This is a genomic window from Methylobacter sp. BBA5.1, assembly GCF_000746145.1.
GTDB lineage: Bacteria > Pseudomonadota > Gammaproteobacteria > Methylococcales > Methylomonadaceae > Methylobacter > Methylobacter marinus.
Map to the genome: position 1 here is coordinate 68,652 of NZ_JQKS01000013.1, position 23,954 is coordinate 92,605.

Genomic DNA, 23,954 nt, shown 5'->3' on the forward strand with positions numbered 1-23,954 from the left:
ACCTGTTGGTGCAAAGATGAAACTTACAATTGGAAATCTAGCGAAACAAGCCGAAGTCACCATTGAAACCATCCGCTATTACCAGCGTATCGGTTTGCTGGATGAGCCCGGCAAACCCTTTAGCGGTTACCGGCATTATCCGGCCAATGCCATAGCCAGAATCCGATTTATCAAACGCGCGCAACAAGCGGGTTTTACCTTAAAAGAAATTGCCCAACTGTTGTCGCTCGATGCCGGTCATTGCGCCAACGTGCGAGAAATTGCCGAACAGAAATGCCTGCAAATCGATGCGCAAATAAAAGATTTAACGGCGCTTCATAATGTATTGGAGGCGCTGGTAAAACGCTGCCAGAGCGATTCTTCTGCAGAACATTGTTCCCTCATCGATGCACTTTCAAATAACTCGGACTCAAAATCCTGAGTATTCAAAAAATAATGTAAATTCTGCTTGACACTGTTCTATGGAACAGGGTTTAAACTTTTCTTCGTGCTTTATTAAACCTGACATTCTCTGCATTCGCTAGGCCTTTGCCGAATGCCGATTATCAGACGCTTTGTTTTTATTTAGGAAAATGCTTATGACGACAGAAAATGAAACACCGCCCCAAGAAGACCCATCCTGGTTAGGGATTGGCGCCGTGCTGGCCGCCGTCGGCGCATCGGTCTGCTGTGTCGGCCCCTTGTTGCTTTTATCCTTAGGGATCGGCGGCGCGTGGATGAGCGCCTTCACTTCGATGGAAACGGTCAGGCCTTATTTTATTATTCTGACCCTGATCTTTATCGGTCTGGGCTATCGCAAACTTTATATGATCCCGGAAAGCTGCGAAGCAGGCAAAGCCTGTGCGTCATCCGAAGTTAAGCACAAACAACGGATGATGTTTTGGAGCGGCTCTGCGTTAATCTTGCTGCTGCTGGCGTTTCCCTGGTATGCCCCGATTTTTATGGATTAAGGAGAATAATGATGACTATCAAAACTTTATTGTTAACGTTGAGCTTATTGGCTGCGCCTTTATTAATGCAGACGGCCCATGCCGAAGCGGCTGTTCCTGTTCAATTGCAAAAGCAAAACAGCAGTCAAGCGGTCACATTGGATATGCAAAACATGACCTGTGCGATGTGTAAAATCACGATTAAAAAAGCCCTGCAGGGTGTCGAGGGCGTACAAAAGGTAAGCGTCGATGCCGATGCAAAAACGGCCGATGTGACGTTCGATCCACAGAAAACCAGCATAGAAGCTTTGATTAAGGCGACTACAAATGCCGGTTACCCGGCGACTGTTCATCTGCCAAAATAATTCAAGGAATCGTTATGTGGATCAAAAAACTGAAAATTGATGGCATGACCTGCCCAAGCTGCGTCGTTAGCATCGAAAAAAACTCAATGCATTTGAGGATGTCGAGATTAAAGTTTCGTACCCGGAAGGTATTGCCGTGCTGACGGTTAGCGGGGATACCCGTCTTGAATCGCTGCTTGAGCAAATTACGCGACTTGGGTTTCGGGTTAAAGAGCTTGACGACAAAACTGCCGAAACCGATGACTGTGTAGTTTTACCACGGTGTTGTTAAATTAAGGAAATCCTCATGTGGACCAAAAAACTGAAAATCGATGGCATGACCTGTCCAAGCTGTGCCGAGGGCATCGAGAAAGCCTTGAATACGCTTGCAGGCGTCGAGATTAAAGTTTCTTACCCGGAAGGCATTGGCACCCTGACGGTTACGGGGGATGCCCGGCTTGAATCGCTGCTTGAACAAATCGTACAAAAAGGCTATCGGGTTAAAGAAATCGACGGCAAAACCGCCAAAGGCGATAAAAAAACGGCGGCGGCAAACCAAGGCAAACCGCTGCATGTTGCAATCATCGGTACCGGCTCGGGCGCTTTCGCCTGCGCCCTTAAAGCGGTGGAAAACGGCGCCAAAGTGACGATGATTGAACGCAATCCCATCATTGGCGGCACTTGCGTCAATATCGGCTGTGTGCCTTCCAAAATCATGATCCGCGCGGCGCATATTGCCTATTTACAAAAAAATCACGCTTTTGCCGGCATTAAAAAACAACAACCGGTGATAAACCGCAAGCAACTGGTTGCCCAACAGCAAGCGAGAGTCGACGAACTCAGAGCGGCCAAATATGAAAATATTTTAGCAACCCATCCGGAGATTAATCTGATCAAAGGGCAGGCACGGTTTAAAAACGCCGATACGCTCATTGTCGATCGGGAACATGGCGAATTCACCGAAATTACAGCCGACCGCTTTCTTATTGCCACCGGATCGTCTCCGGGCATACCGCCCATTCCGGGACTGGCGGGCACGCCTTACTGGACATCCACCGAAGCATTGGTGGCGGAAAAACTACCGGAGCATTTGATCGTCATTGGTTCAGCGATAGTCGCCCTGGAACTGGCGCAAGCCTTTTTGCGGCTGGGGTCGAAAGTAACGCTGCTGGCTCGCCATACGCTCATGTATCGGGAAGATCCCGCAATAGGCTCGGTATTGCAAGCCGTCATGGAAGAGGAAGGCATGAACATCCTAACCAATACTCAGCCAGAAGCCGTGAGCTATAAAAAGAGTTTGTTCGGTTCAGGAAAATTTACCCTGAAAATCAGGTCAGGCCAAATTCTTATCGGAGACCATTTGCTGATTGCCACCGGTAGGCCGCCTAATACGGAAAGTCTGGGTCTGGAAAAAGCTGGGGTTAAGGTCAATAAGGATGGCACTATCAGTATTGACGATCACATGCGCACCAATGTCGAGCATATCTATGCCGCCGGCGATTGCACTAACCAGCCGCAGTTTGTTTATGTTGCCGCAGCCGCCGGAACCCGCGCCGCCATCAATATGACCGGCGGCGATGCAGCCATCAATCTGTCGGCGATGCCGGCGGTAATGTTTACCGAACCGCAAATGGCCACCGTTGGCTTGAGTGAAGCCGAAGCGCACCTGAAGAATATAGAAACCGACAGCTGTCTGTTGCCGTTGGAAAATGTGCCGCGCGCCCTGGCTAATTTTGAAATCCGAGGCTTTGTCAAACTGGTCATGGAAGCGGGCAGCGGACGTTTGCTTGGCGCGCAAATCCTGGCGCCGGAAGCGGGCGAGATGATACAGACGGCGGTATTGGCCATCCATAACCGGATGACGATAGAAGATCTGGCCGGGCAATTGTTTCCGTATTTGACGATGGTGGAAGGCATCAAACTGTGCGCGCAAACATTTAGCAAGGACGTGAAAGAACTCTCCTGTTGCGCGGGCTAAGGATGAATGCCTGTTTTAAGGATGACAAGCTGATCAGGCTCTCGACCCTGGCAAAGCAAACCGGTATCAGCGTTCATTGTATTAGAACCTATATCGATCGCGGCTTGATTCAGGTTAGCGTCAGAACAGCCGGGGGAATGTTCTTGTTTTACGAGCCGGTGATTGAACGGTTGCGGTTTATTCGAATGGCTCGCGATGTAGGTGTTCCATTAGAGCAGATCGACCGTTTATTGGAAGCTCGTGCAAACAGGGATGATGACGCTATGGAAATAAGTTTGGCTGAATTGACTCAGTATATTGAAGCATGCCGGAATAGATTGAATTGTTTTGAACAAAGCCTGAAGCAACATTTTGTGGTCTCGCTTTAAGCAAAATATTGTGGAGCATTAAAATGAATGAAAAATTAAGTCAATATGGCGGTTTGTTCGGCGCCGCAGTTGCCGCGGCCTGCTGTCTTGGCGTCACTGTTGTGCTCAGCGCCGTGGCTGCCGTCGGGCTTGGCTTTCTGATAAACGACGCCTTTTTGTTGCCGATGTTTGTGGGGTTCGCCGCTTTAAATTTATGGACGCTTTATCGTTCCGCGAGGAGACATGCAGCACCCTCGGAGGAAGCGATGCTCGCGTTCTGGACCGGCAGCATCGGCGCATCGGTCAGTACCGTCGGCTTAGGGCTTACCGTGACGGGGATATTGCCGGTCGCCGTGATGCTGGTCTATATAGGGCTTGCGCTTTTTGTCGTCGCCAATGTCTGGGATTTTATGATCGGAAGCAACAGCCCTGCCTGTGCGGATGACGAATGCAAGATCGAAGACCGGTAACAAACGATGGAAACCCCCATTTGCCCGGCTTGCGGATGTTCATTAGTCAGATTAGGCATCCCCAAGAAAAAAGCCGTTCAACATAACCATGTAGGGAAGCAATACTGGTTTTGTTGTAAGGGGTGTCTGGAAATATTCATAACCGCCCCTGAAGCATGCCTGGCCGAAACAGACGGTTTGACGGTTTGCCCTGTTTGTTTGGCGGAAAAACCGGTTAATGCCACAGTGGCAATAAATTTTAACGGCAAACCGGTTGCGTTTTGTCGCTGCCCTCATTGCCTGGAGGTATTCAATAAAGATCCGCACTATTTCATTGCGCGTTTAGCGTGGCAAACAAATTATGCCGGTGTTTTTGGTGAATATATGGGCTGTTGCAGTATGTGAATTGAAACAAAGAAAGGCGGATCATGGCCAATACATCGGATTTAACCTGTACGAGTTGCGGGCGCCGGATCGGTAGGCAACTGCATATCGCCAGCGGCGGCCGTTGCTGCTGCGAGAATTGTTTTCTGGACGGACGCAAGGCGGCTTCTTGGCCAGACGACGTGTATTCGGCATTCGCCGAGGCTTTGGTAGAGATGCTCGATCTTCGCGAACATGAAACCGGCCTGCATTCCAAACGGGTGGCCTGTCATACTCTAGTGCTGGCGCGGCGTTTCATTTCCGATCCCATGCGGTTGCGACAATGCTATTGGGGCGCGCTTTTGCACGACATCGGTAAAATCGGCATCGCGGATGCCATTTTGCTGAAAGAAGGCTCGCTCGACGAAAACGAATGGGCGGAAATGCGCACCCACCCTGAAAAAGGACACGCCATCGTAGTCCGTTTGCCGTTCATGCAGGAAGCCGCGGAGATTATTCTCAATCACGAGGAACGTTATGATGGCAGCGGTTATCCGGGGGGCTTGGCCGGAGAAACGATTCCCCTCGGTGCTCGCTTGTTCGCCGTCATCGACACGTTGGACGCCATAACTTCCAATCGTCCTTACCGAAAAGGGAGCGATTACGATACAGCGAAGCGGGAAATTCTCAAGCGGTCGGGAACTCAGTTCGACCCTTCGGCGGTGGAGGCTTTTATTGCCGAGGAAGCGGTGCTGCGGGAAATGGTGGCGCTCAAATGCGAGTTACCTGCGAGATCGATATTCTCCAGTCTGGAGAATTAACCATGAGCGGGCCGGGAAGGCCTGCCTGTGCGGATGATGAATGCAAGACAGAAGAGATGCAATCGGCGATCCATCCGGAAAAATAATGGTTTTTTGTGAAACAAAGAAAGGCGGAGCAATGAAAACAAGTTTAAATAAAATAGGCCACTTATCCGAATGCGATAACACATCTTGTGCTACCTCTTTAACGCAGCAATATTCCGATCAGTCCCTCTCGCCGGGTAGACGTTTAACCGGTTGGTGTTTTGCATTTTTAGCACTGCTTGCCAACGTCTTTGAACGAAAAATGGCAGATGAATAATCTATTTCGGTGTCAGAAAAAACTTGACCACTACAAAGTGAAATCATGCCGGGATAGATACTCAATAAACCAGTTCAAGACTTTACCTTTATTTGTTGTTTTCCAGGCCATGTGGCAAGTCTCTATCGGTATCGTGTTTTCTACCGGCAGCGCGATAAGCAGACCTTGTTCAAGTACATCCTGAATCCGGTGAGCCGGTAAAAAACCGACACCTAAACCCAAGCACAGGGCGTGTATTTTTTCCGTCACCGATGGCACGCTCAATACCGGACGCTTGCTGAATACGCGATGGCTTTGTGGCGCCTGGTTTCTGGACGAATCCCTTACCACGATAAAACGGTGTTGCTCAATCAGCTGCCGGGATAGCGGCAGTGGCGCTTGGGTCAGCTCATGCCCCGGCGCAACGGCGAAAAGCCATTCAATCTGCTGAATCTTTTGATATTTAACACTCTGACTCGGCGTGGGTTCGGCGGCTACGCCTATTACCAGATCAGCTCGATTACTGGTTATCGCTTCTTGCGCGCCGCCTAATACTTCTTCATAAATATTGATTTCAATATCCGGCAGTACCTCGTAAAACCTGGCTATTAATGGATAGATGAAATCAAAACTCAAAATTGAATCTATCGCGATATTGAAAACAGGTTCCCAACCGCTATGGGTTTTTTTCGTGGCTATAGCCAAGCGTTCCGTTGCTTCCAGAATTTCCCGGCCTTGTTCAAGCAGTACTTTTCCGGCCTGCGTTAATACGGCTTTTCTGCCTTCCTTGCGAAACAAGACCACATCCAGGTCCTGTTCCAGTTTCTGTACGGTATAAGAGATGGCCGAAGGAACCCGGAACAGTTCATTAACCGCTGCTGCAAAACTGCCTTTTCGATCAATCGCATCCAGCACTTCCAGCGCATCGAGGGTGATAGGATATTTCATGCTGTCTGTTCGGGTTTATTATTCAAATATTTTGAATCTATTAAGCAGAATTTATCGCTTTTTATTCTTTTAGGCAACTCTATAATGACCTTGACATTTCAAATTGTTTAACATTTAAGAGGATATTATGATGATCAAACCAACCCTGTTAATCATTGGCGCTGCTGGACAAAACGGTGTCGTTACCATCAAGTCACTGACAGAAAAGCATCAGGACAAGTACATCATCCGGGCAGGCGTGCGGACCGAGGCCAAGGCCAAGGCTCTGATGGAGCAGTTCCCGAACATCGAGACCGTCATCCTCGATCTGGATCAGCCTGAAACCCTTCCAGCAGCCTTCAATGGCATTCAAAAGCTGTTCCTGATTATCGGTAATGTCGAAAATCGCGAAGAGCATGCCAAGAATGCGATTGACGCCGCTGTGACTTCCGGTTCTGTAAAGCATGTGCTCTTCTACTCGGTGGTCGGAGCTGAATATGAAGCCATCCTGTTCGCCAAGCAGTTTCGCTATGGCGAGAAATACCTCGAGGCATCGGGTCTAAAATGGACCCATCTGCGCACCATTTTCTTTCAAGAAAACTTCCCCGGCTGGGCGGATGGTATCAAGCAGGGCGCCTTCTACTTCGGCATTCGCGACGGCAAGTTTGCTCCTTTGAACATCGCAGATATCGGTGATATCGCAACCAAAATCTTGTGCACCAACGGGCACGAGGGCAAGGTCTACAACATCACCGGCCCCGAGCTGCTTTCTGGCAAAGATATGGCACAGATCTTCAGCGACGTAACCGGCAAAGCGGTGGAATATATCTCTCCCGATAAAGATACGACGCTCAGTTCCCTGCTCGACTCCGGCTGGCCGGAATGGCAGGCCAAAGGGCTGCTGGAACTGTTCGAGGTCTTCGCTTCCAACCAGGCTGCCCAGGTCTCGCCGGATGGTGAACAATTACTGGGGAGACAGCTGACAACCATGCGGAGCTATATCGAAGCCAATCAGTCCGTATTCAACTAACCCGATACAGCATGAATACATTAGAAGCAATTAAAAGCAGACGTTCTATTAAGCAGTTTGACCCAAACTTTCAAATGACAAGTTTTGAAAAAGAACAATTAATTTCTTTGGCTATGTTGTCACCCACTGCATTTAATGCTCAAAACTGGAGGTTTGTAATCGTTAGTGATACTAATTTGAGAAATAAAATCAGTAAAGCTGCTTATGGGCAGCCACAAGTAACCGATTCATCTCTATTAATTATTTTGTGCGCTGATTTAAAGGCATGGAATAAAGCACCTAGTCGTTACTGGAAAAATGCACCTAAAGAAGCACAGGATTATGTACTGCCTGTAATGGAAGACTACTACAAAAATAACCCTCAAGTGCAACGTGATGAAGCTATGAGGTCATGCGGCATTGCGGCTCAAACTTTAATGCTGGCAGCTAAGTCCATGGGTTATGACTCATGTCCTATGATCGGGTTTGATTTTAATGAAGTTGCCAAGCTGATCAAGCTGCCCGAAGATCATGTGATTTCAATGTTTGTAACAATCGGAAAGGCGATGAAAGAGGCATGGAACAGACCCGGGCAATTGGATCTGAATGACATCAGGGTAGCTGATATGTTTAATCATCAAGGCGCGTTAGAACAATGTCCAGAATGCTAGATGTTGCAGATTCCAGGGGAGCATCAAAACATGGGTGGCTATATAGCCGCCATACCTTTAGCTTTTCTGGTTACTATAACCCTGAACGAATGGGCTTTGGTTTATTACGAGTTATTAATGATGATATTGTTCAGTCTTCTGCCGGGTTTGCAACACACCCTCATCGAAATATGGAAATAATATCCATCCCACTAGCAGGTTCATTAAGGCATCAGGACAGCATGGGAAACAAACAAATTATTGAGGCTGGTGAAATACAAGTTATATCCGCAGGTACAGGAATTACTCACTCTGAATATAATAATTCCGAGCATGAAGAAGTTAATTTCCTGCAAATATGGGTGATGCCAAAAACACTGAATATTATTCCACAATATGACCGAATAAAAATTAACGAGCGAAAAATAGACAATCATTTCCAATTAATTATTGCCCCTATGGGGACTATTGGGACTATGAATTCTGTGGGTATTAATCAAGATGCCTTTTTCTCTTTTGCCAGAATAGATGCCGGCCAACTTATTAATTATGAAAAATACAATGAGAATAATGGCGTTTATTTTTTCATTATCTCTGGCAAGGTAAGTATTGGCTCACAACACTTAAACAAAAGAGATGGAATAGGAATAACAGATGAAGACAGGCTATCTATTGGTGCCTGTGAACAATCAGAAGTGCTTTGTATTGAGGTGCCGATGAAATAAATATCACTGTTTCAATACACGTCGCTTTATTTTTCAAGCTATATGTCTGAGTATTGGCAATTATGTACTGTCCTGTGATGAATTAAAAAATCACAGAAAATAATTCACATAAAAGTGACTTAATTTTTTAACCACAAAAATCACCCAATTAATTTTATAGGTAATATTATGAAAATAGCCATTATCGGAGCTGGCGTCGGTGGACTCACATTAGCACTATCAATGCTGGATGCTGGAATCCATGATATTGATATATTTGAATCCTCCCTGTCAGTCGATGAATTAGGAGTCGGCGTTAATATTTTGCCCCATGCCATGAGAGAGTTGGCCGAGTTAGGGCTACTTGATAAGTTGACAGCAGCCAGCGTAGTCACTTCTGAATTGGTTTATTACACCAAGCGAGGCCAGCAAATTTGGAGAGAAGCCCGAGGACTGGGCAGCGGTTATCATTGGCCGCAGATTTCCATCCATAGAGGCACCTTGGTACAAATTCTACATCAGGCTGTAGTTAAAACGAGGTTTGGGTTCTTTTGCCCCCTAATTATCTCGCCTCCATTTCTCTATTCGGTTGTTGCCGAAGTCGGCAATAAATACTATGCCGTCAGTTGTCACCGCCACCGCGATCGCATGATTGAACTGACCAGGGCCTTGGCCCTTGGCGCCGAAGCTCGTCAGGAATTCCCCGTCGGCGCTGAATTTCTGAACCCGATGGTTGTAGAAGTCAGCGACGAATACGTTGCTTGACTGATCAACGGTTACTCGCGTTACCGTCGCGAACCAGCCGTTGAATGGACCGAAAATGTTCATCGCGAACGGTCCGCCCCATTTGCGCTGGAAATCGCCATCCGAACCGAATACCTGAATACGGTCGTTATAGCCGTCCGCCACATAAAGCCTGCCGTCGGGGGCGAGGGCGACGTCGGTAGGATAATTGAACTGTCCCGCCCAAATGCCGATCTTGCCCGTCGTGCCCCACTGCCGCACGAAACTGCCGTCGGCTTTGAGCTGTTGAATGCGCTGATTGTAGAAATCAGCGACGAACAGATCGCCGTTGGGCGCCACGGCGACGCCCCCGGGCGCGTTGAACTCGCCGGGGCCGCCACCTGTCTTGCCTATGATCCGCTTGGGCGTGCCGTCCAGCCCGAACACTTGCACCCTGTCGTTGAAATACTCGGCAACATAAAGCTCGTTGCCATAGACAGTGATATTCATCGGCCGGCCGAGTTGGCCCGGTTCATTCCCCGGCGTGCCGAATTGGCGTTTGAAGTGGCCGTCCAAGTCGAACACCTGTATCCGGCCGTTCCTGGCATCGGAGACGAACACCTCGCTGTCGGTCACGGCGATTCCGGTCGGGTCATTAAACTGCCCCGGACTGCCGCCTTTTTCGCCCCACGCGGACACAAATTGATAAGGCGGCTCCTGCGCCGAGGGCGCGAACGCAAGCCAGCCGCCCGCAATGAGGAGCGCAAGAACGATGACAAGGTAACGGAATATCTTCAGAACGGTCGTCGGCTTCATACCCGGATATCTCCTCAGAAGTTGATGCGGAAACCCGCGTTGAAAATGTAATCATTCTTGAGCGCCGTGCCGTGGAGGTTCTGGGCAACGGGCACCTGCACGCCGGCCTCGACGATCCATTTTTTGGTCACATATTGGAGTCCGGGCGACAGAAACAGCGTGGTGCCTCCCGAATTCGGGTCCGTCGTGCCACTGCCCCGGTTTTTGTCGGCATGGACGAGATTGGCTTCCAGAACGCCATAGAGGAAAGCCGGAACGCCGCTGCCGAGTTTGCGTGGCCACAGCCGATACTGGAGCGAGGCGTCGGCTTTAAAAACATCGCCGAATTCGAAGCCGTTGGCTTTGCGGTTGGCTTTGTAGCTCAGTTGGCTGTCGATCTGAAAGTTAAGGGTTTGGTAGGTGAGGACGGCGCCGCCGAGCACGTCCCACGAGCCGGAGCCGGGTTGCACCGGCGGCGGAAGACGGCCCAAAGCGTCCCGCGCGTCGTCCTTGCCGGTCGGCGCTTCCACGCCCAGGAACGGCGCGATGCGAAAAGTGCGCCCCGGAGCGTTGTTTTCGTATACGGTGTAGCGGCCAAACACCGTGAGATCGCCGAACCCCTGCTTGCCGCGGTTAATGCTCTGCCCGCCCATTTTCAGGTCGAGGTCCTTGTCAAAATAGGGCAGCACGCCGAATAATGCGAGGTCTCGGGTCAACCCGTAGCCCAGTACGGATACTCCCCCCACAGCCTCCAAGTCGCGGTTGGCGGGCGTAGGATCGTCGGCGTTTTTGCTGAAGACGAATTGCTCGCGCAGGACCCAGCCGCCCTCGTAGACCGGGAGTGCGGTATTGAAGGTGATGGGAGCGCTCCACGCGATGCCGACCGTGTTCAATGCGGCAAGAACGATGAGGAGGGGTACGAATCTCTTGATGATGTGGCCCTATTGGGTATGCGTAGCCGGCATCGGCTCAAACCCGCGTAGAGTAAAACCGGCATCCTTGACGGCTTGTTTCGCAGTAGCTTCATCGAGAGTTGCCCCCTCAGCCATTGTGACGGTCACGATGCCGGTGGCGATATCCACTCCAATCCGCTGAACGCCTTTGATGGCGTTTAATTTTTTCTCGACGCCATAGGCGCAGAACGGGCATGCAAGCCCGTCCACGCGAAGTTTGTAGGCCTGTTGCGCGGCAAACGCGCTCACTGACATCAGCACCAGACCCAGGACAAGAACTGTTCGTTGCCAAAAATTTTTCATGATAGAAACCTCCGTGCGGTTGTAGATGCTTGAATGGTAAACCTTACATCCATGTGAACAAACGTTACGGTTTGTCCGAATGGCTCGCGATGCGGGTGTTCATGGGGAGGGCGGGCAAAAAGACGCCTGCCCACCCTATTTGACTGCACACGGTTCAAGGTTGTCCTATCCCCATTGCTCGCAAAGCGGCTTCATCCAGCCCGCGCCCGACGCAACATTCGGCAAGCTTGCCGTCGATTGCGAGGGCTGGCACCGATTGAACGCCTAAGCTTTTGGCATGATCAGCTACAGCCGAATCCTTCATGTCCAGCACGGTAATTTCACACGATGGGCAGGCGATTTGCTTGACGAGTTCTACTGTCTCGTCGCACAAGGGACAGTCCGCACTAAAGATTTCAATCTTACGTTTTGTATTCATGGTCTTTACTCTTTCTAAGGTTTTTTGTGCTCGCTGATGGATAGCGGTCCGTTTGGAACACAAACAGGACACGAACCGCTTAATGATTTCGGCGCGGAAAACAACTTCATACACCGGGTTTGCTGACTCATTTTGTTTTCCTCATCCTAACTTCTTCGTTTCCATGGCTTCCAATATGGGACATTCACTGACAGGTCCGCTGCCAGGACACGCGGTGACCAATTTGACCAGCGCCAGCTTCATTCTTTGCAGGCTATCGATCTTATGTTCGATGTCGAGAATCTTTATCTCGGCCCGACTCCTCACATCGCCGCAGTTCGTTTCAGGGCTAAACTTGAGGGAAAGCAGTTCCTTGATTTCCATCAGGGAAAACCCAAGCGACTTGGCCTGCCTAATGAAGCTCAAACGGGAAATAACGTCCGGCTGATAGTTCCGATAGCCGGATTCTGTCCGGGGCGGTTTTTCGATCAACCCTTCCCGCTCATAAAACCGTATGGTTTCAATGGGGTTCCGGAATTGCGCGCAATTTGCCCGATAGTCATGGTATTCATAGCCTTAACTCCAATGCTTCAAATCATAAACCCTGAACCCTACTCCAGAGTCAAGGCTAAATTCTTTTGCCTGTAATCGCTCCTAGGACTTGAGCCGCCAACCCTTCCAATAAGAATATACCGCCGGAAAAACAATCAGCACCATCAGCAAGGCAGAGATGATTCCCCCCACCATCGGCGCGGCGATCCGCTTCATCACATCGGCGCCGGTTCCTGTATTCCACAGGATAGGGGTCAGGCCTATCAGTGTAGTCATGCCGGTCATCAGCTTCGGGCGTATGCGACGCGCAGCGCCTTCAACAATCGCCTCGGTGAGATCCTGCCGGGACTGCAAGCGGTTTTCCGCGCTGCGTTGGCGGCAGCTTAAGTCCAGATAGAGCAGCATCAGTACGCCCATCTCGGCGGCGAGACCGGCCAGCGCAATCATGCCCACCCAGACCGCAATGCTCAGATTGTATTCAAGTAAGTACAAAAGCCACACGGCGCCGATCAGCGAAAACGGAATGGCCAGCAGAATAATCAAGGTTTCGCCGATCGAGTCGTGATTAAGGAACAGCATCAAAAACACAATCGCCAGGGTTAAAGGCACCAGCACCTTGAGTTTGGCCATGGCCCGCTCAAAGTACTTGAACTGCCCGGCCCACTCTACCCTGACGCCTTGCGGGATAGCCGCCTTTTCATGGACCACCTGCCGCGCCAGATCGACATAATCGGCGATGCCGATGCCTTTGACATCCACCAGCACAAAGGAAACCATAAAACCGTCCTCATTGCGCAGCATGGGGGGACCTGTGACAAATTCAAGCCGGGCCAGCTGGCCGAGGGGGATTTGCGCGCCGTCGGGTGTCGGCACCAATACCCGGTTCAAGGCTTCAGGGTTGTCGCGAAAGTCGCGGGCATAGCGCAGGTTGATGCCATAGCGTGCACGTCCCTCGATGGTTTGAGACACCGTCAGTCCGCCGATGGCGGTACTAATAACGTCTTCCACAGCATCGACGGTCAAGCCATAGCGGGCGATTTTGTCCCTGTCTATCGTGAAATCGAGATAGTAACCGCCGGTCAGCCGTTCGGCAAAGGCGCTGCGGGTAAAGGGCCGGGTGCGATCATCATCCTGAAGTGCGTGCTCGATGCGCAGGGCGGCAGACTCGATCGTCGCCAGGTCATCGCCGAAAACCTTAATGCCGAGACCGGCGCGAATGCCGGTTGCCAGCATCTCGGTACGGGTCTGGATGGGCATCCACCAGATATTGGGCATACCGGGATAGCGCATGGTTGCGTCCATTTCGGCAATCAGCCCGTCCCAGCTCATGTCCTTGCGCCACTGATCCATCGGTTTCAAGGTAATGACGGTTTCCACCATCGACAAGGGCGCAGGGTCGGTCGGGCTGGTGGAACGGCCAATCTTGCCGAACACCCGTTCCACTTCCGGAAAAGTCTTCAGTTGCCTGTCCATCGATTGCAGCACCTTTCCCGCTTCGGTGATGGACATTCCCGGCAGCGCTGTGGGCATATACAAGATGCTGCCTTCGTTGAGCGGCGGCATGAACTCATTGCCCAGTTTGAAAAAAACCGGAACGGTCAGCAGCAACGAGAGCACCGAAACCCCGATGACCCAGCCGCGAAAACGCAGCGCAAAGTGAACTACCGGACTGTATATGTCAATCATAATTCGGGTGAGCCTGTTTTTATCGCCGCGTATTTTGCCGCGAATCAAGAGTACCGACAAAGCGGGAATCAAGGTAACGGCAAGCAGGGCGGCAAATCCCATGGAATAGGTCTTGGTGAAAGCCAGAGGTTTGAAAAGCCGGCCTTCCGTGCCTTCCAGTGCGAATACCGGCAGAAAGGAGACGGTAATAATCAGCAAGGCGAAAAAGATACTCGGCCCCACTTCCTGCATGGCGTGGATAATGACCGCACGGCGTTCGGATTCGGCGATTTCCTCCTGATTTTCCAGGCGTTTATGGATGTTCTCGATAAGGGTGATGGCGGCATCGACCATGGCGCCGATAGCCACGGCAATACCGCCCAGTGACATGATATTGGCGGTCATATGCTGCATCGACATAGGAATAAAAGCCAGCAAAATAGCGATAGGCAAGGTCAGGATGGCGATCAGGGCCGAGCGAAAATGCAGTAAAAACGCCATGATGACCAAGGAGACCACAATCATTTCCTCGATCAGGGTATCCTTGAGCGTTGCGATCGCCCGTTCGATCAAATCCGAGCGATCGTAGGTGGTGACAATCTCAACCCCTTGCGGCAAAGACTTCTTAATGTCTTCAAGACGTTGCTTAACCCGTTCGATGACATTGAGTGCGTCCTCGCCGTAGCGCATGACGACAATGCCGCCCACCGTTTCGCCTTCGCCGTCCAGTTCCGCCAGTCCCCGCCGCAACGCCGGGCCAAGACTGACTTGGGCTACAGTGCCGACAGTGACGGGAACACCCGCCTTGCTCGCGCCCAGGGCGATGCGCTCGATGTCGGCAACGGCGTGGATATAACCGCGCCCGCGGATAATATGTTCATGACCCGCGATCTCCAGCACCCGTCCGCCGACATCATTATTGGAGCGGCGGATGGCCTGTGCGACCTGGTTTATAGTTATGCCATAGGTAGCCAGCTTGTCGGCATCGACAGTGACCTGATATTCCTTCTCAAAGCCGCCAAGGGAGGCGACTTCCGCCACGCCTTCAACCGACTCCAGCCAATAACGCAGCTTAAAGTCCTGCAGGCTACGAAGCTGCGCCAGGTTATTATGGCCGGATTTATCGACCAGCGCATATTCAAAGACCCAGCCCACGCCGGTGGCATCCGGCCCCAGCGTAGGCCGCACGGCTTCGGGCAGCTTGGCCGCCGCTGAATTGAGGTATTCAATCACCCGCGAACGCGCCCAGTAGATGTCGGTGCCTTCCTCGAAAATGACATAAACAAAACTTAGCCCCATAAAGCTTTGACCGCGCACAAACTGGACTTTGGGCGCCGCCAGCAGCGTAGTGGTGAGCGGATACGTAATCTGATCCTCGACCAGATCGGGGCTGCGTCCGGGCCAGTCCGTGTAGATAATGACCTGTACATCGGACAGATCAGGGATGGCGTCCAACGGTGTGCTGATTAAGGCCCGGTAGCCCCAAAAAGCACAGATGGCGACCAATAGCAGGGTGGCAAACGCATTGCGTGCGCAGTAGGCAATCACTCGTTGAATAGGGCCGACGCTAACCGTGTTATGTTCATTCACCATTGTTCCAGCCCCGCTTTGAGTTTGCTTTCCGAGGCAATCAGGAAATTACCGGAAGTGACAATCACATCACCGGCCGCCAAACCGTCAAGCACCTCGATAAAGTCATCGTTTCTAAGCCCTGTCCTGATTTTTTTGGGCAACAAGCGCCCGTCACCGAGATCGACAAAAACGACACGGCTTTTCCCTGCGTAAATTACCGCCTGTTCCGGAACGGCCAGGCGTTCCCCCAGATCGATCCGCAGATTCAGCCGGGCATAGCGGTCGGGGCGCAGCACGCCATCGGGATTGGGCAATTCCACGCGCACGCGCGCCGTGCGGGTTTTATTTTCCACCGTCGGCTCGATGAAGGTGATTTTGCCAGTCAAGGGGGAATCGGGCGCATCCTCCAGCACGAACTCGGCCTTCATGCCGACCTTGACCCAGGGCAGTTCGGACTCGTAGACCTGGCCTTCGATCCAGACCGTGGACAAATCGGCAATGCGCAACAACGTTGCACTCGCCTTGAAAGCCGTGCCAGGCACGATGTGCTTTTCGATGATGGTGCCGGTGACCGGCGACAGGATCGGCACATATTCCGCCGCCTGTCCGCGTCGCTCCAGGGCTCGGATCTGGGTGGCGTCAATGCCCCAAAGGGTCAAGCGGCGATAGGCCGCGGCGGTAAGACTGCCTGGACCGGTTCGGCTGCGCCGCAAGCTGTCAAGATACTCATCCTGGGTCGAGACCAGTTCCGGACTGTAAACGGTGAATAACGCTTGCCCTTTTTTTACCGGCTTGCCCACATAATCGGCGTCAAGCCGGCCGATCCAGCCGTCAAATTTGAGGCTGACGTCGGTAAGGCGGGTTTCGTCATAGGTGATCTGAGCGGGGGAGTGGATTGTTTTAATGAGCTTCCGGTGCATCACCTTGCCGGTGGTGACGCCGATCAGCTGGCGACGGTAAGCGTCCACCGTGAATGTTGACGCCGGCGAGGCGGTTGTAGCGTTGGGTTGCGGCGCGCTATCGCCAGGGGTTGCCGACGTCAAAGACATGCCTTTCCGACTGGTGCCCATATCGAAAGTGAGTCGGGCCTGCCCCTTCGTAGTGGAGTCTATCGTCAACGTCAACGGCCAGGCGCCAGCCATCGGCAGTTCGAATTGGCCTTGATAAACTCCCGGTTTCACGCTTTTAATTTCGATGGGTATGGGCATGGCCGCCATGGCGCCCATGGCCGGCATTTCCGCCACCGCCTGAATGGCGGCATCGGTGACCGGCCGGTTATCCTGGTCGCGGACAACAAGGGTTATTTGGTTATTGCCGATTCTGGGTTTTTCGGGTTCCAGCGCCACCTGTACGTTGAAGGGTCCGGCCGGATGGTTTTGCCCACTATTTTGAATAGCGTCCGCTTTGTCAGTCTTATGCGTGAAAAAAATAATGAGGCTGCCGGATAAAACCAATAAGCTTGCGGCCGCTAAAAATAGCTGAATTTTGTTTGTTCGTTTCATGGGGCTTTACTCACGATCTGATTGAGTGCGGATAAAGGTTCAAGGCTGCCCACTGCGCGTTCAAGCTCGGCAAGGTGGCGATGGGTATCGGCCAGCGCCTGCTCAGTTTGCAACTGGGTCTGCATGCGATTTTTCTCGCTGCTGATCAGCGTCAGAAAATCGCCCCTGCCTGCCTGATAATCCGCTTTTGCGGCTTCGAGATTTTCATCGGCCAGCGGCAGCAGCTTATTTTGATACAGCTGGAACACATGCATGCTCTCATCGGTACGGTCATAGGCGATCTGCACCTCTTCCCCGATCTTTGCGACAAGATCAATGCTGTTCCACTCGGCCTGTTTCATCCTGGCCCGCGCCTCATCTTCGGCGGCATGACGTTTGCTTTGATCCAGCGGAAGGTTGATCCCGACACCCAGGATAAAACGCTGTTCGTTTTTATCCCAAAAACTGTTATAGCCCGCTGACAGATTTAAATCGGGATAGTATGCTCTTTTCGCCAGTTCGGTTTGGCTTTTGGACGCCTGAATGCGCGCCGCCAGCTCTTTAAGTTCAGGTCGTGTTTGCAGGGCGTTGTCGTGTAATGATTTTACATCAGGTAGTGCCCTGATCTCAGGCAACTCCAAAGGAGGCGGAATGGACTCGCCGGGCAGGCGATTAAGCAGCGTATTGAGGCGGGCAAGAAGCGTTCGTCGTTCGCGTTCGAGTACAATAGCCTGATGCTCAAGCAATGCAATCTCCACTTCGGCGCTCAAGGCATCCTGTTTACTGGCCTGACCGGTACTGTAACGGGTGACGGCAATGTCCCGGAATTCAGTCAACAGGGTCTGGTTAATCCGGTTAATCTCAATGGCCTGATGAATGTAATACCAGTCTGCGAATAACGATTTAGCCGTAGAGGATAGTACCAGACGCAAGACTGCAATATTTTCATTAGCCGCATCGGCTTCAAAGCCCGCCACTTCCCCACGCAGACGCAGTTTTCCCGGCCAGGGTATTTTCTGCGAGATTTCAGTACTCTGTGAAAAGCCGGTTCGCTGATTGCCGATCGTCTGCGGCGCCATACTGTGCACCAGCAAGGGATCATCCAGAGCGGATTCCTGCTCGATCCGGCTGGACGTTGCCTGCCAGATTGCCTGGACAACTTCCAGTTGCGGGTTTGCAGCCAGTACGGCGGATACCAATTGCGTTGATGACAATGACAAGTCCGCCTGAAGCGGATTTGCACGCAAAGCGTCCGAAGGGGGACGGGCAGGGATAGCCCGGAATGACAAATCCGCCTGGAGAGGATTTGCATGCGAAGCACCCGAAGGGGGGTGGGCAGGGACAGTCCGGGATGATTCGCCGGCCTGATTAAAAATGGCTTCAGCGGCAAGTGAGTTTGTTGCCTGGCTTAGAACCAAAACCAGTAACATCAAACAGACAGGATGATAGTTAGATTTCATGAGAGTCTCTTATGAATAAATCAATTCAGATGTAAACCAACTCTGCAAATACGGATAATGTCCTTCGTCGCCATACAGACCGGTGGTCTGGAAGGCGCAAAAAGGGATCAGGTGTTTTACAGTGGGCGTGTTACATCAGACACACACCCGCTTAAAGTTGCGGGTGAACAGATGTGTGTAAAGAGAGAACCCGGTTTATAGTCGAAGACGACGGGTGAGCAGATACGTTTGTTTGCCGCTACCCAGTAGCAGCGGTTCATACGGAGGGATTGCAAGCCCTAGAGTGGCTTGCAGAGAAGCGGATAGTAATTCCTGATAGTCAATGACCGGCGGAGGCTGTGGCCCGTCCAGCAACAAGGTCAGGAAATCAACCATTGAGGAGCTGTGCGTCATGACTACATCATCCGTTAATGAATCCTGACTCACCTCACAACAATGGCCTTCATCGGTATTTGCATGCATGGCGCAAGATTCACTCATCGGGCAACCATCAGACATGGACTCGCCGCAACAGCAAACCAGTTTCGGTTTGCCATCCATTAGCTCACAGGCATAAAGTATCTGCGTCTGTGAAAGCAGCGCAGTGCATAAGAAGATCAAACTCAGTACGCGCTGAAATGTCAGGTTGCGGAATATAGCCATGTTTTAATTCTAATTGAAGGCTATTCAGACGTACAAGAAAAAATTACGCCGTTACCATGATTTATTGGTTGCAAATCATTTGCCAGCTAACCCAATGCTTCGCCTAAAGCGCCTACTGTTGGCGGGCGACGCAGTGAAGCGCATCAATCGCGGTCGCCCCTTTTCACCTCATAGGGCTTGGCGTTCCCGGGACAGATAAAAATTCCTAACTTAATTTACAACTCAAAGTTCCGGAGTTATTGAATCCCCGTTCCTAAAGGAGCTGAAAATAACCAAATAACCTATATGGTTTCATACTGCAAAAAACCGAGACATTACCTGAAGACAACAACGCTAGCACGAAATGGAGCGTCAGCAGAAATGGTGGACTTGATCTCGCGTTTGGTTGACTTGATTCCTTGGCCCAATCCGCTCCCGACGGATTGAGCCGCGCATGCCTACGCGCGGCTCAAGGCTGTCCTATTCCCATTGTCCGCAAAGCGGCTTCATCCGGACCGCGCCCGATGCAGCACTCGGCAGGCTTGCCGTCGACCGCGACAGCCGGCACAGTCCGAACGCCCAGGCTTTTAGCACGATCGGCCACAGCCGCATCCTTCATGTCCAGCACGGTAATTTCACACGCTGGGCAGGCGATTCGCTTGACCAGTTCTACTGTCTCCTCGCACAAGGGACAGTCCGCGCTAAAGATTTCAATCTTGCGTTTTGTATTCATAATCTTTACTCATTTCTAAGGTTTTTTGTGCTCGCTGATGGATAGCAGTTCGTTTGGAGCACAAACAGGACACGAACCGCTTAATGATTTCGGCCATGCATTCCAGAACGACGCGCACACCAAAAACGCGGCGCCTGAATAGAAGGCCATATCCGAATCAAAGACAAATTTGCCGACTATCACCATAGCGGCCGCCAGCAGGCCTAGAATGAATGGCCTATAACCCCAACGATTGCGGGCCCGATAAGCGAGCGAGGCGAGGCTTAGAGCCAGAAAGAAAACGGTCAGCGGAAGCAGGTAAGGCGTGTAGTTGACGAAACCCAGCCCTAGCCCTAGCGAACTCAGAAAACCGGAATAAATCGACCAGCAGGCAGCGCACGTCAACTTGGGAAGCACTGCAATACCAATGGCGGGCAGTGGAGACAACAACTTCATATAGCGGGTTCCCCGACTCATCTTGTTTTCCTCACCCTAACTTTTTCGTTTCCATGGCTTCTAATATGGGACATTCAGTGGTAGGTCCGCTGCCAGGACACGCGGTGACCAATTTGACCAGCGCCAGCTTCATTCTTTGCAGGCTATCGATCTTATGTTCGATGTCGAGAATCTTTATCTCGGCCTGACTCCTCACATCGCCGCAGTTCGTGTCAGGGCTAAACTTGAGGGAAAGCAGCTCTTTGATTTCCATCAGAGAAAACCCAAGCGACTTGGCCTGTCTAATGAAGCTCAAACGAGAAGTAACGTCCGGCTGATAGCTCCGATAGCCGGATTCTGTCCGGGATGGTTTTTCGATCAACCCTTCCCGCTCATAAAACCGTATGGTTTCAATGCTGGTTCCGGAATTGCGCGCAATTTGTCCGATAGTCATGATATTCATAGCCTTAACTCCATTGTTTGAAATCATAAACCCTGCACCCTACTCCAGAGTCAATAGGGCAAGGATAAATTCTTGTTGCCTGGCTGGATTAATTTTCCGCTTGACTCTGGTCTAGGGTACGGCATTTATGATTTCAACCGAGCTTTGACTTTTTTCATAGTGGCCAGTCGATTGTTTCTCCTGAAAAGGAAAAACAATCGACCCTTTTTATTCGGCAACAAATACGTTTATATCTCACTGTAGATTCTGACTGAGCGATGCATTTAGCCATTCATATTGATTAATTCAACAAGGGTTAAATTTTAATCAGCGACTGTTTGTTGTTCATAACCTATTTTAGGGTGAATAAAATGACTGATTTTATGTTCTTTGTTTTTACTAAAATTTTACGTATTGACCTGAAAGACCCGCACGACATACCGTGGGGCACGCAATTATTCTTCTACCCGGTTATTGGTTTTCTTATTGCCGCTGTCGTACTTAAGTTCATGGGCTTTCGTTTTAATCTTTTTGAAGAAGATTTTGGGCTTTTGGATGAAGGAGAAAAAGAAGAAAAAAGAAAACAACTGGAATCTATTTCCGATGAAAAGGATGACACAGATGATAAATGAATGGCTAAATATTGCCTTGCAAAAAAATATTCTAACGCGTGCGATCAAAGTTGCGTTGGTGGTTGGTTCAATTCTAATGTTGATCAATCAGGGCGATGTAATACTGAGCAATGGATTACAGATAAAGGAGTTTATCAAAATTACTCTGACCTATTTAGTACCCTATTGCGTTTCAACCTATTCAAGCACTGAAGCGGTTTGCGCTGCTGAAAACAAGCCCAGTATTAATAAATTAATGTGGGAATTTATTAAAAAGAAAGGGCTTGAATTGGCTCAATATTCGTTAACTCTTTTTAAGAGACATATAGGCAAGATGCCTTTTAGTTTTTTGAAAGGAAAAACACCATGATGCAATTTAAATCCACGCTCATAGCGCTGGCAGTATTGCCGGGATTGGGCTTCCTTGTACGGCGGAACTCCGTTCGCGTTTATGGTGGCGGGTCTTGGCAGCGTGGGCGCCAGCAACTTGAAGACGCTGGATACCCTGCGCCCGTTGCTCATCGCCATCGCCGCCAATTGTCTTGTATTCGCCTATCGCAAGCTGAGCGATGCTTCCACCCAGGTCTGCCAGATATGTTCGATTTGTACTGAGGTACGAAGCCTGTGTGCCTATAAGAATCTCTTCTGGATCATTGCGGCCCTCGCCTTGGCGTCAATCGATTTTTCGTACTTTTTCTATCTGCTTTTGGGTGCCGCCGCGGGATTCCTTTCCGGGCTATTCGGCATCGGTGGCGGCATCATCATCGTCCCTTTCCTGGTCTGGCTTTTTTCGGCGCAAGGGTTTGCGTCGGAATCGGTCATGCTGATGGCTGTGGCGACTTCTTTGTCCACGATCATCTTCACTGCGGCCGCCTCTCTTAAGGCCCATCACCGCCTTGGTGCAGTCGATTGGCCGGTTGTGAAGCAACTGGTGCCCGGTATTCTGGTTGGCTCTCTAATGGGTTCGGTTGTCGCCGACAGCCTGCCAACCGATCTGTTCAAAACATTGTTCGCCTTTTTTCCGCTATGGGTAGCTTTTCAGATGCTAAAGTCCTACTCGCCAGAGCTTGATCCTGACCAGCCGACAAGCGAGCGAAACCTGGCCGGAGCCGGCGGCATTATTGGTGTGCTGTGTACCCTACTGGGTGCCGGCGTTGGGGTCATCACCGTCCCGTTCCTGGTCAAGCGCCGGTTTCCCTTACGCCAAGCCGTGGCCATTTCCAGCGCTTGTGGCTTGCCCCTCGCCATTGTCGGTTCTCTTGGCTACATCATCCTGGGTTGGGACAACGCCGGTCTTCCCAGTTGGAGCATGGGCTATATCCATACACCGGCATTTCTCTGCATCGTAACCAGCAGCCGGATATTCGCTCCAATGGGGGCGCAACTCGCGCATAAGTTGCCGACCGAGAAACTGAAACGGATATTTGCGCTGTTTTTGTTCGCGGTCGGGATACGGCTGCTTTGGCAGGCGGTCGTTTAATTCTCTTGCATTTATGAGAAAGAACCAACAAACCCTTTGTTATTCTGCCCCTGCGGTTACGCTGGGCAACAATTCATCGGCGAAAAACTTTGCGTATTTCACGCCTTGGCTTTTTGTATTCACCCTCATCTGGCTTGCTGGTTACGCGACTATATTTCCAGACCCCATCGGACTTGCCGCCAGCCATTGGCCGCTGATTATTGTCGGTGTGCTCGGCGCATTTATCGGCAACGCTACCGCGATTGGAGGCGGCATTGTTTTTATCCCCGTGCTGATGTTCGCTTACCAAGTGGATCCCGTCAGTGCCTTGAAACTCACGTTCGTCACGCAAGCCGTCGGCATGAGCAGCGGCGCATCCGGTTGGCTGCGGCGCGGCGAAGTGCCGTTATCGCTTTTGCAATGGACCGTGCCCGCGCTTATTATCGGGACGATGATGTCCACATTCTTGATCCACCCGCAGCCGATGCTGGTTAAAGGGCTGTTTGGTCCCATTGCGTTCATAGCGGGCTTGCTAACGCTCATCACGCTTGATCGAAAAGGCGGGCGAACGGAACTTCCAGCAAAAGCCCGTATCCCAATCGTTTTGGTTTCTTTTATCGGCGGCATGATTACCGGCTGGGTTGCGATTGGCGAGGGTGAAATCATCGCTGCCTTTTGTATGCTCGCCTACGGCCTTAACGCTAACCGGGCAATCGGTCTGGGCGTGGTATTGTTGTCGTTAAACTCGCTTTTGCTGGCCTTCGTCCATGCCTTGTATTTTGGCGGCGTACCCTGGGATATGGCGGCATTCACCATGCTCGGTGTACTCTGGGGCGGGCGGCTGGGGCCATTTCTCGCGCAATGGATTTCTCCGCGTGCTACGAAAAAGGGTTTCGCCTTTATCGCGCTGCTTGATGGCTTGATGATTACCCTACAGGCGAGCTATATGATGTATTTTCGCTAAGAATTTAA

At 51.2% G+C, this 23,954-nt stretch carries 27 protein-coding genes and 1 pseudogene; 15 read left to right on the forward strand and 13 right to left on the reverse strand.

The window, feature by feature from the left end:
- Positions 1 to 16 precede the first annotated feature (16 nt).
- The 8 genes and pseudogenes from EK22_RS09260 to EK22_RS24215 all read left to right on the forward strand — a co-directional run bounded on the left by EK22_RS09260 (position 17) and on the right by EK22_RS24215 (position 5,532).
- Positions 17 to 421, forward strand: coding sequence for a MerR family transcriptional regulator (locus EK22_RS09260; protein WP_036250291.1), 405 nt, complete (start codon positions 17 to 19; stop codon positions 419 to 421).
- A 157-nt stretch (positions 422 to 578) separates the two neighbouring features.
- Positions 579 to 1,294 (forward strand): annotated as a pseudogene (locus EK22_RS25565) (mercuric transporter MerT family protein).
- A 286-nt stretch (positions 1,295 to 1,580) separates the two neighbouring features.
- A complete protein-coding gene (gene merA, locus EK22_RS09275; RefSeq protein ID WP_081917826.1) occupies positions 1,581 to 3,251 on the forward strand; it encodes a mercury(II) reductase in 1,671 nt (556 codons plus the stop codon).
- A 2-nt stretch (positions 3,252 to 3,253) separates the two neighbouring features.
- Positions 3,254 to 3,619: a MerR family transcriptional regulator gene (locus EK22_RS23130; protein WP_051961827.1), complete on the forward strand. Its 366-nt coding sequence runs from the start codon at positions 3,254 to 3,256 to the stop codon at positions 3,617 to 3,619.
- A 23-nt stretch (positions 3,620 to 3,642) separates the two neighbouring features.
- Positions 3,643 to 4,068 (forward strand): MerC domain-containing protein, encoded by a 426-nt coding sequence (locus EK22_RS09285; RefSeq protein ID WP_036250295.1) that lies wholly within the window; start codon positions 3,643 to 3,645, stop codon positions 4,066 to 4,068.
- Between the two features lie 6 nt (positions 4,069 to 4,074).
- Complete coding sequence (locus EK22_RS23595) at positions 4,075 to 4,452, forward strand: eL24 family ribosomal protein (RefSeq protein WP_081917827.1); 378 nt, start codon at positions 4,075 to 4,077, stop codon at positions 4,450 to 4,452.
- Positions 4,453 to 4,475: 23 nt separating this feature from the next.
- A complete protein-coding gene (locus tag EK22_RS09290) occupies positions 4,476 to 5,231 on the forward strand; it encodes an HD-GYP domain-containing protein (protein ID WP_036250298.1) in 756 nt (251 codons plus the stop codon).
- 40 nt (positions 5,232 to 5,271) lie between these two features.
- On the forward strand, positions 5,272 to 5,532 hold the full coding sequence (locus EK22_RS24215; protein ID WP_152565059.1) for a hypothetical protein: 261 nt from the start codon (positions 5,272 to 5,274) through the stop codon (positions 5,530 to 5,532).
- A 30-nt stretch (positions 5,533 to 5,562) separates the two neighbouring features.
- On the opposite strand, the gene EK22_RS09295 is transcribed toward EK22_RS24215, so the two are convergent.
- Positions 5,563 to 6,459 carry a LysR substrate-binding domain-containing protein gene (locus EK22_RS09295; protein ID WP_036250301.1) on the reverse strand — a complete coding sequence of 299 codons (897 nt, stop codon included), beginning with the start codon at positions 6,457 to 6,459 and terminating at the stop codon, positions 5,563 to 5,565.
- A gap of 127 nt (positions 6,460 to 6,586) precedes the next feature.
- Here EK22_RS09295 and EK22_RS09300 point away from each other — a divergent pair, with 127 nt between their 5' ends.
- From EK22_RS09300 to EK22_RS09310, 3 genes are read left to right on the forward strand one after another with little or no spacing between them, the layout of a single operon-like run.
- The gene (locus EK22_RS09300) at positions 6,587 to 7,468 is read left to right on the forward strand and encodes an SDR family oxidoreductase (RefSeq protein ID WP_200882586.1); all 882 of its coding nucleotides are present in this window, start codon (positions 6,587 to 6,589) and stop codon (positions 7,466 to 7,468) included.
- Positions 7,469 to 7,479: 11 nt separating this feature from the next.
- Positions 7,480 to 8,118, forward strand: a complete 639-nt coding sequence (locus EK22_RS09305; protein WP_051961828.1) for a nitroreductase family protein — start codon at positions 7,480 to 7,482, stop codon at positions 8,116 to 8,118.
- Positions 8,103 to 8,822: a pirin family protein gene (locus EK22_RS09310; RefSeq protein WP_036250306.1), complete on the forward strand. Its 720-nt coding sequence runs from the start codon at positions 8,103 to 8,105 to the stop codon at positions 8,820 to 8,822. The genes EK22_RS09305 and EK22_RS09310 overlap by 16 nt, the downstream gene beginning before the upstream one ends.
- Positions 8,823 to 9,359: 537 nt before the next feature.
- On the opposite strand, the gene EK22_RS09315 is transcribed toward EK22_RS09310, so the two are convergent.
- The 12 genes from EK22_RS09315 to EK22_RS09365 all read right to left on the reverse strand — a co-directional run bounded on the left by EK22_RS09315 (position 9,360) and on the right by EK22_RS09365 (position 20,933).
- Positions 9,360 to 10,340 (reverse strand): NHL repeat-containing protein, encoded by a 981-nt coding sequence (locus EK22_RS09315; protein ID WP_036250308.1) that lies wholly within the window; start codon positions 10,338 to 10,340, stop codon positions 9,360 to 9,362.
- A gap of 14 nt (positions 10,341 to 10,354) precedes the next feature.
- Positions 10,355 to 11,212 (reverse strand): transporter, encoded by an 858-nt coding sequence (locus EK22_RS09320; RefSeq protein WP_200882587.1) that lies wholly within the window; start codon positions 11,210 to 11,212, stop codon positions 10,355 to 10,357.
- Positions 11,213 to 11,260: 48 nt separating this feature from the next.
- Positions 11,261 to 11,575 carry a heavy-metal-associated domain-containing protein gene (locus EK22_RS09325; RefSeq protein WP_036250314.1) on the reverse strand — a complete coding sequence of 105 codons (315 nt, stop codon included), beginning with the start codon at positions 11,573 to 11,575 and terminating at the stop codon, positions 11,261 to 11,263.
- A 154-nt stretch (positions 11,576 to 11,729) separates the two neighbouring features.
- Positions 11,730 to 11,993: a thioredoxin family protein gene (locus tag EK22_RS09330; protein WP_036250317.1), complete on the reverse strand. Its 264-nt coding sequence runs from the start codon at positions 11,991 to 11,993 to the stop codon at positions 11,730 to 11,732.
- 141 nt (positions 11,994 to 12,134) lie between these two features.
- On the reverse strand, positions 12,135 to 12,464 hold the full coding sequence (locus EK22_RS09335) for a MerR family DNA-binding protein (RefSeq protein WP_200882588.1): 330 nt from the start codon (positions 12,462 to 12,464) through the stop codon (positions 12,135 to 12,137).
- A 162-nt stretch (positions 12,465 to 12,626) separates the two neighbouring features.
- On the reverse strand, positions 12,627 to 15,782 hold the full coding sequence (locus EK22_RS09340; protein ID WP_036250320.1) for an efflux RND transporter permease subunit: 3,156 nt from the start codon (positions 15,780 to 15,782) through the stop codon (positions 12,627 to 12,629).
- A complete protein-coding gene (locus tag EK22_RS09345) occupies positions 15,776 to 17,263 on the reverse strand; it encodes an efflux RND transporter periplasmic adaptor subunit (protein WP_036250323.1) in 1,488 nt (495 codons plus the stop codon). The genes EK22_RS09340 and EK22_RS09345 overlap by 7 nt, the downstream gene beginning before the upstream one ends.
- Positions 17,260 to 18,702, reverse strand: a complete 1,443-nt coding sequence (locus EK22_RS09350; RefSeq protein WP_081917828.1) for a TolC family protein — start codon at positions 18,700 to 18,702, stop codon at positions 17,260 to 17,262. The genes EK22_RS09345 and EK22_RS09350 overlap by 4 nt, the downstream gene beginning before the upstream one ends.
- A 195-nt stretch (positions 18,703 to 18,897) precedes the next feature.
- Positions 18,898 to 19,344, reverse strand: coding sequence for a hypothetical protein (locus EK22_RS24220; RefSeq protein ID WP_152565061.1), 447 nt, complete (start codon positions 19,342 to 19,344; stop codon positions 18,898 to 18,900).
- A 448-nt stretch (positions 19,345 to 19,792) separates the two neighbouring features.
- A complete protein-coding gene (locus EK22_RS09355) occupies positions 19,793 to 20,056 on the reverse strand; it encodes a thioredoxin family protein (protein WP_036250325.1) in 264 nt (87 codons plus the stop codon).
- Positions 20,057 to 20,071: 15 nt separating this feature from the next.
- Entirely contained in the window at positions 20,072 to 20,512 is a 441-nt protein-coding gene (locus EK22_RS23135) for a MerC domain-containing protein (RefSeq protein WP_152565062.1), read from the reverse strand.
- 10 nt (positions 20,513 to 20,522) lie between these two features.
- Complete coding sequence (locus tag EK22_RS09365; protein ID WP_036250327.1) at positions 20,523 to 20,933, reverse strand: heavy metal-responsive transcriptional regulator; 411 nt, start codon at positions 20,931 to 20,933, stop codon at positions 20,523 to 20,525.
- A gap of 350 nt (positions 20,934 to 21,283) precedes the next feature.
- Between EK22_RS09365 and EK22_RS09370 the strand changes: the two genes are divergently transcribed.
- The 4 genes from EK22_RS09370 to EK22_RS24225 are packed head-to-tail and all read left to right on the forward strand — an operon-like array spanning position 21,284 to position 23,946.
- Positions 21,284 to 21,544 (forward strand): hypothetical protein, encoded by a 261-nt coding sequence (locus EK22_RS09370; RefSeq protein ID WP_152565063.1) that lies wholly within the window; start codon positions 21,284 to 21,286, stop codon positions 21,542 to 21,544.
- On the forward strand, positions 21,534 to 21,893 hold the full coding sequence (nrtS, locus tag EK22_RS24920; protein WP_200882589.1) for a nitrate/nitrite transporter NrtS: 360 nt from the start codon (positions 21,534 to 21,536) through the stop codon (positions 21,891 to 21,893). Before EK22_RS09370 ends, nrtS begins: the two co-directional genes overlap by 11 nt.
- A 54-nt stretch (positions 21,894 to 21,947) precedes the next feature.
- Positions 21,948 to 23,003, forward strand: coding sequence for a TSUP family transporter (locus tag EK22_RS09380; protein WP_081917829.1), 1,056 nt, complete (start codon positions 21,948 to 21,950; stop codon positions 23,001 to 23,003).
- A gap of 13 nt (positions 23,004 to 23,016) precedes the next feature.
- Positions 23,017 to 23,946, forward strand: a complete 930-nt coding sequence (locus tag EK22_RS24225; RefSeq protein WP_152565064.1) for a sulfite exporter TauE/SafE family protein — start codon at positions 23,017 to 23,019, stop codon at positions 23,944 to 23,946.
- Positions 23,947 to 23,954 lie beyond the last annotated feature (8 nt).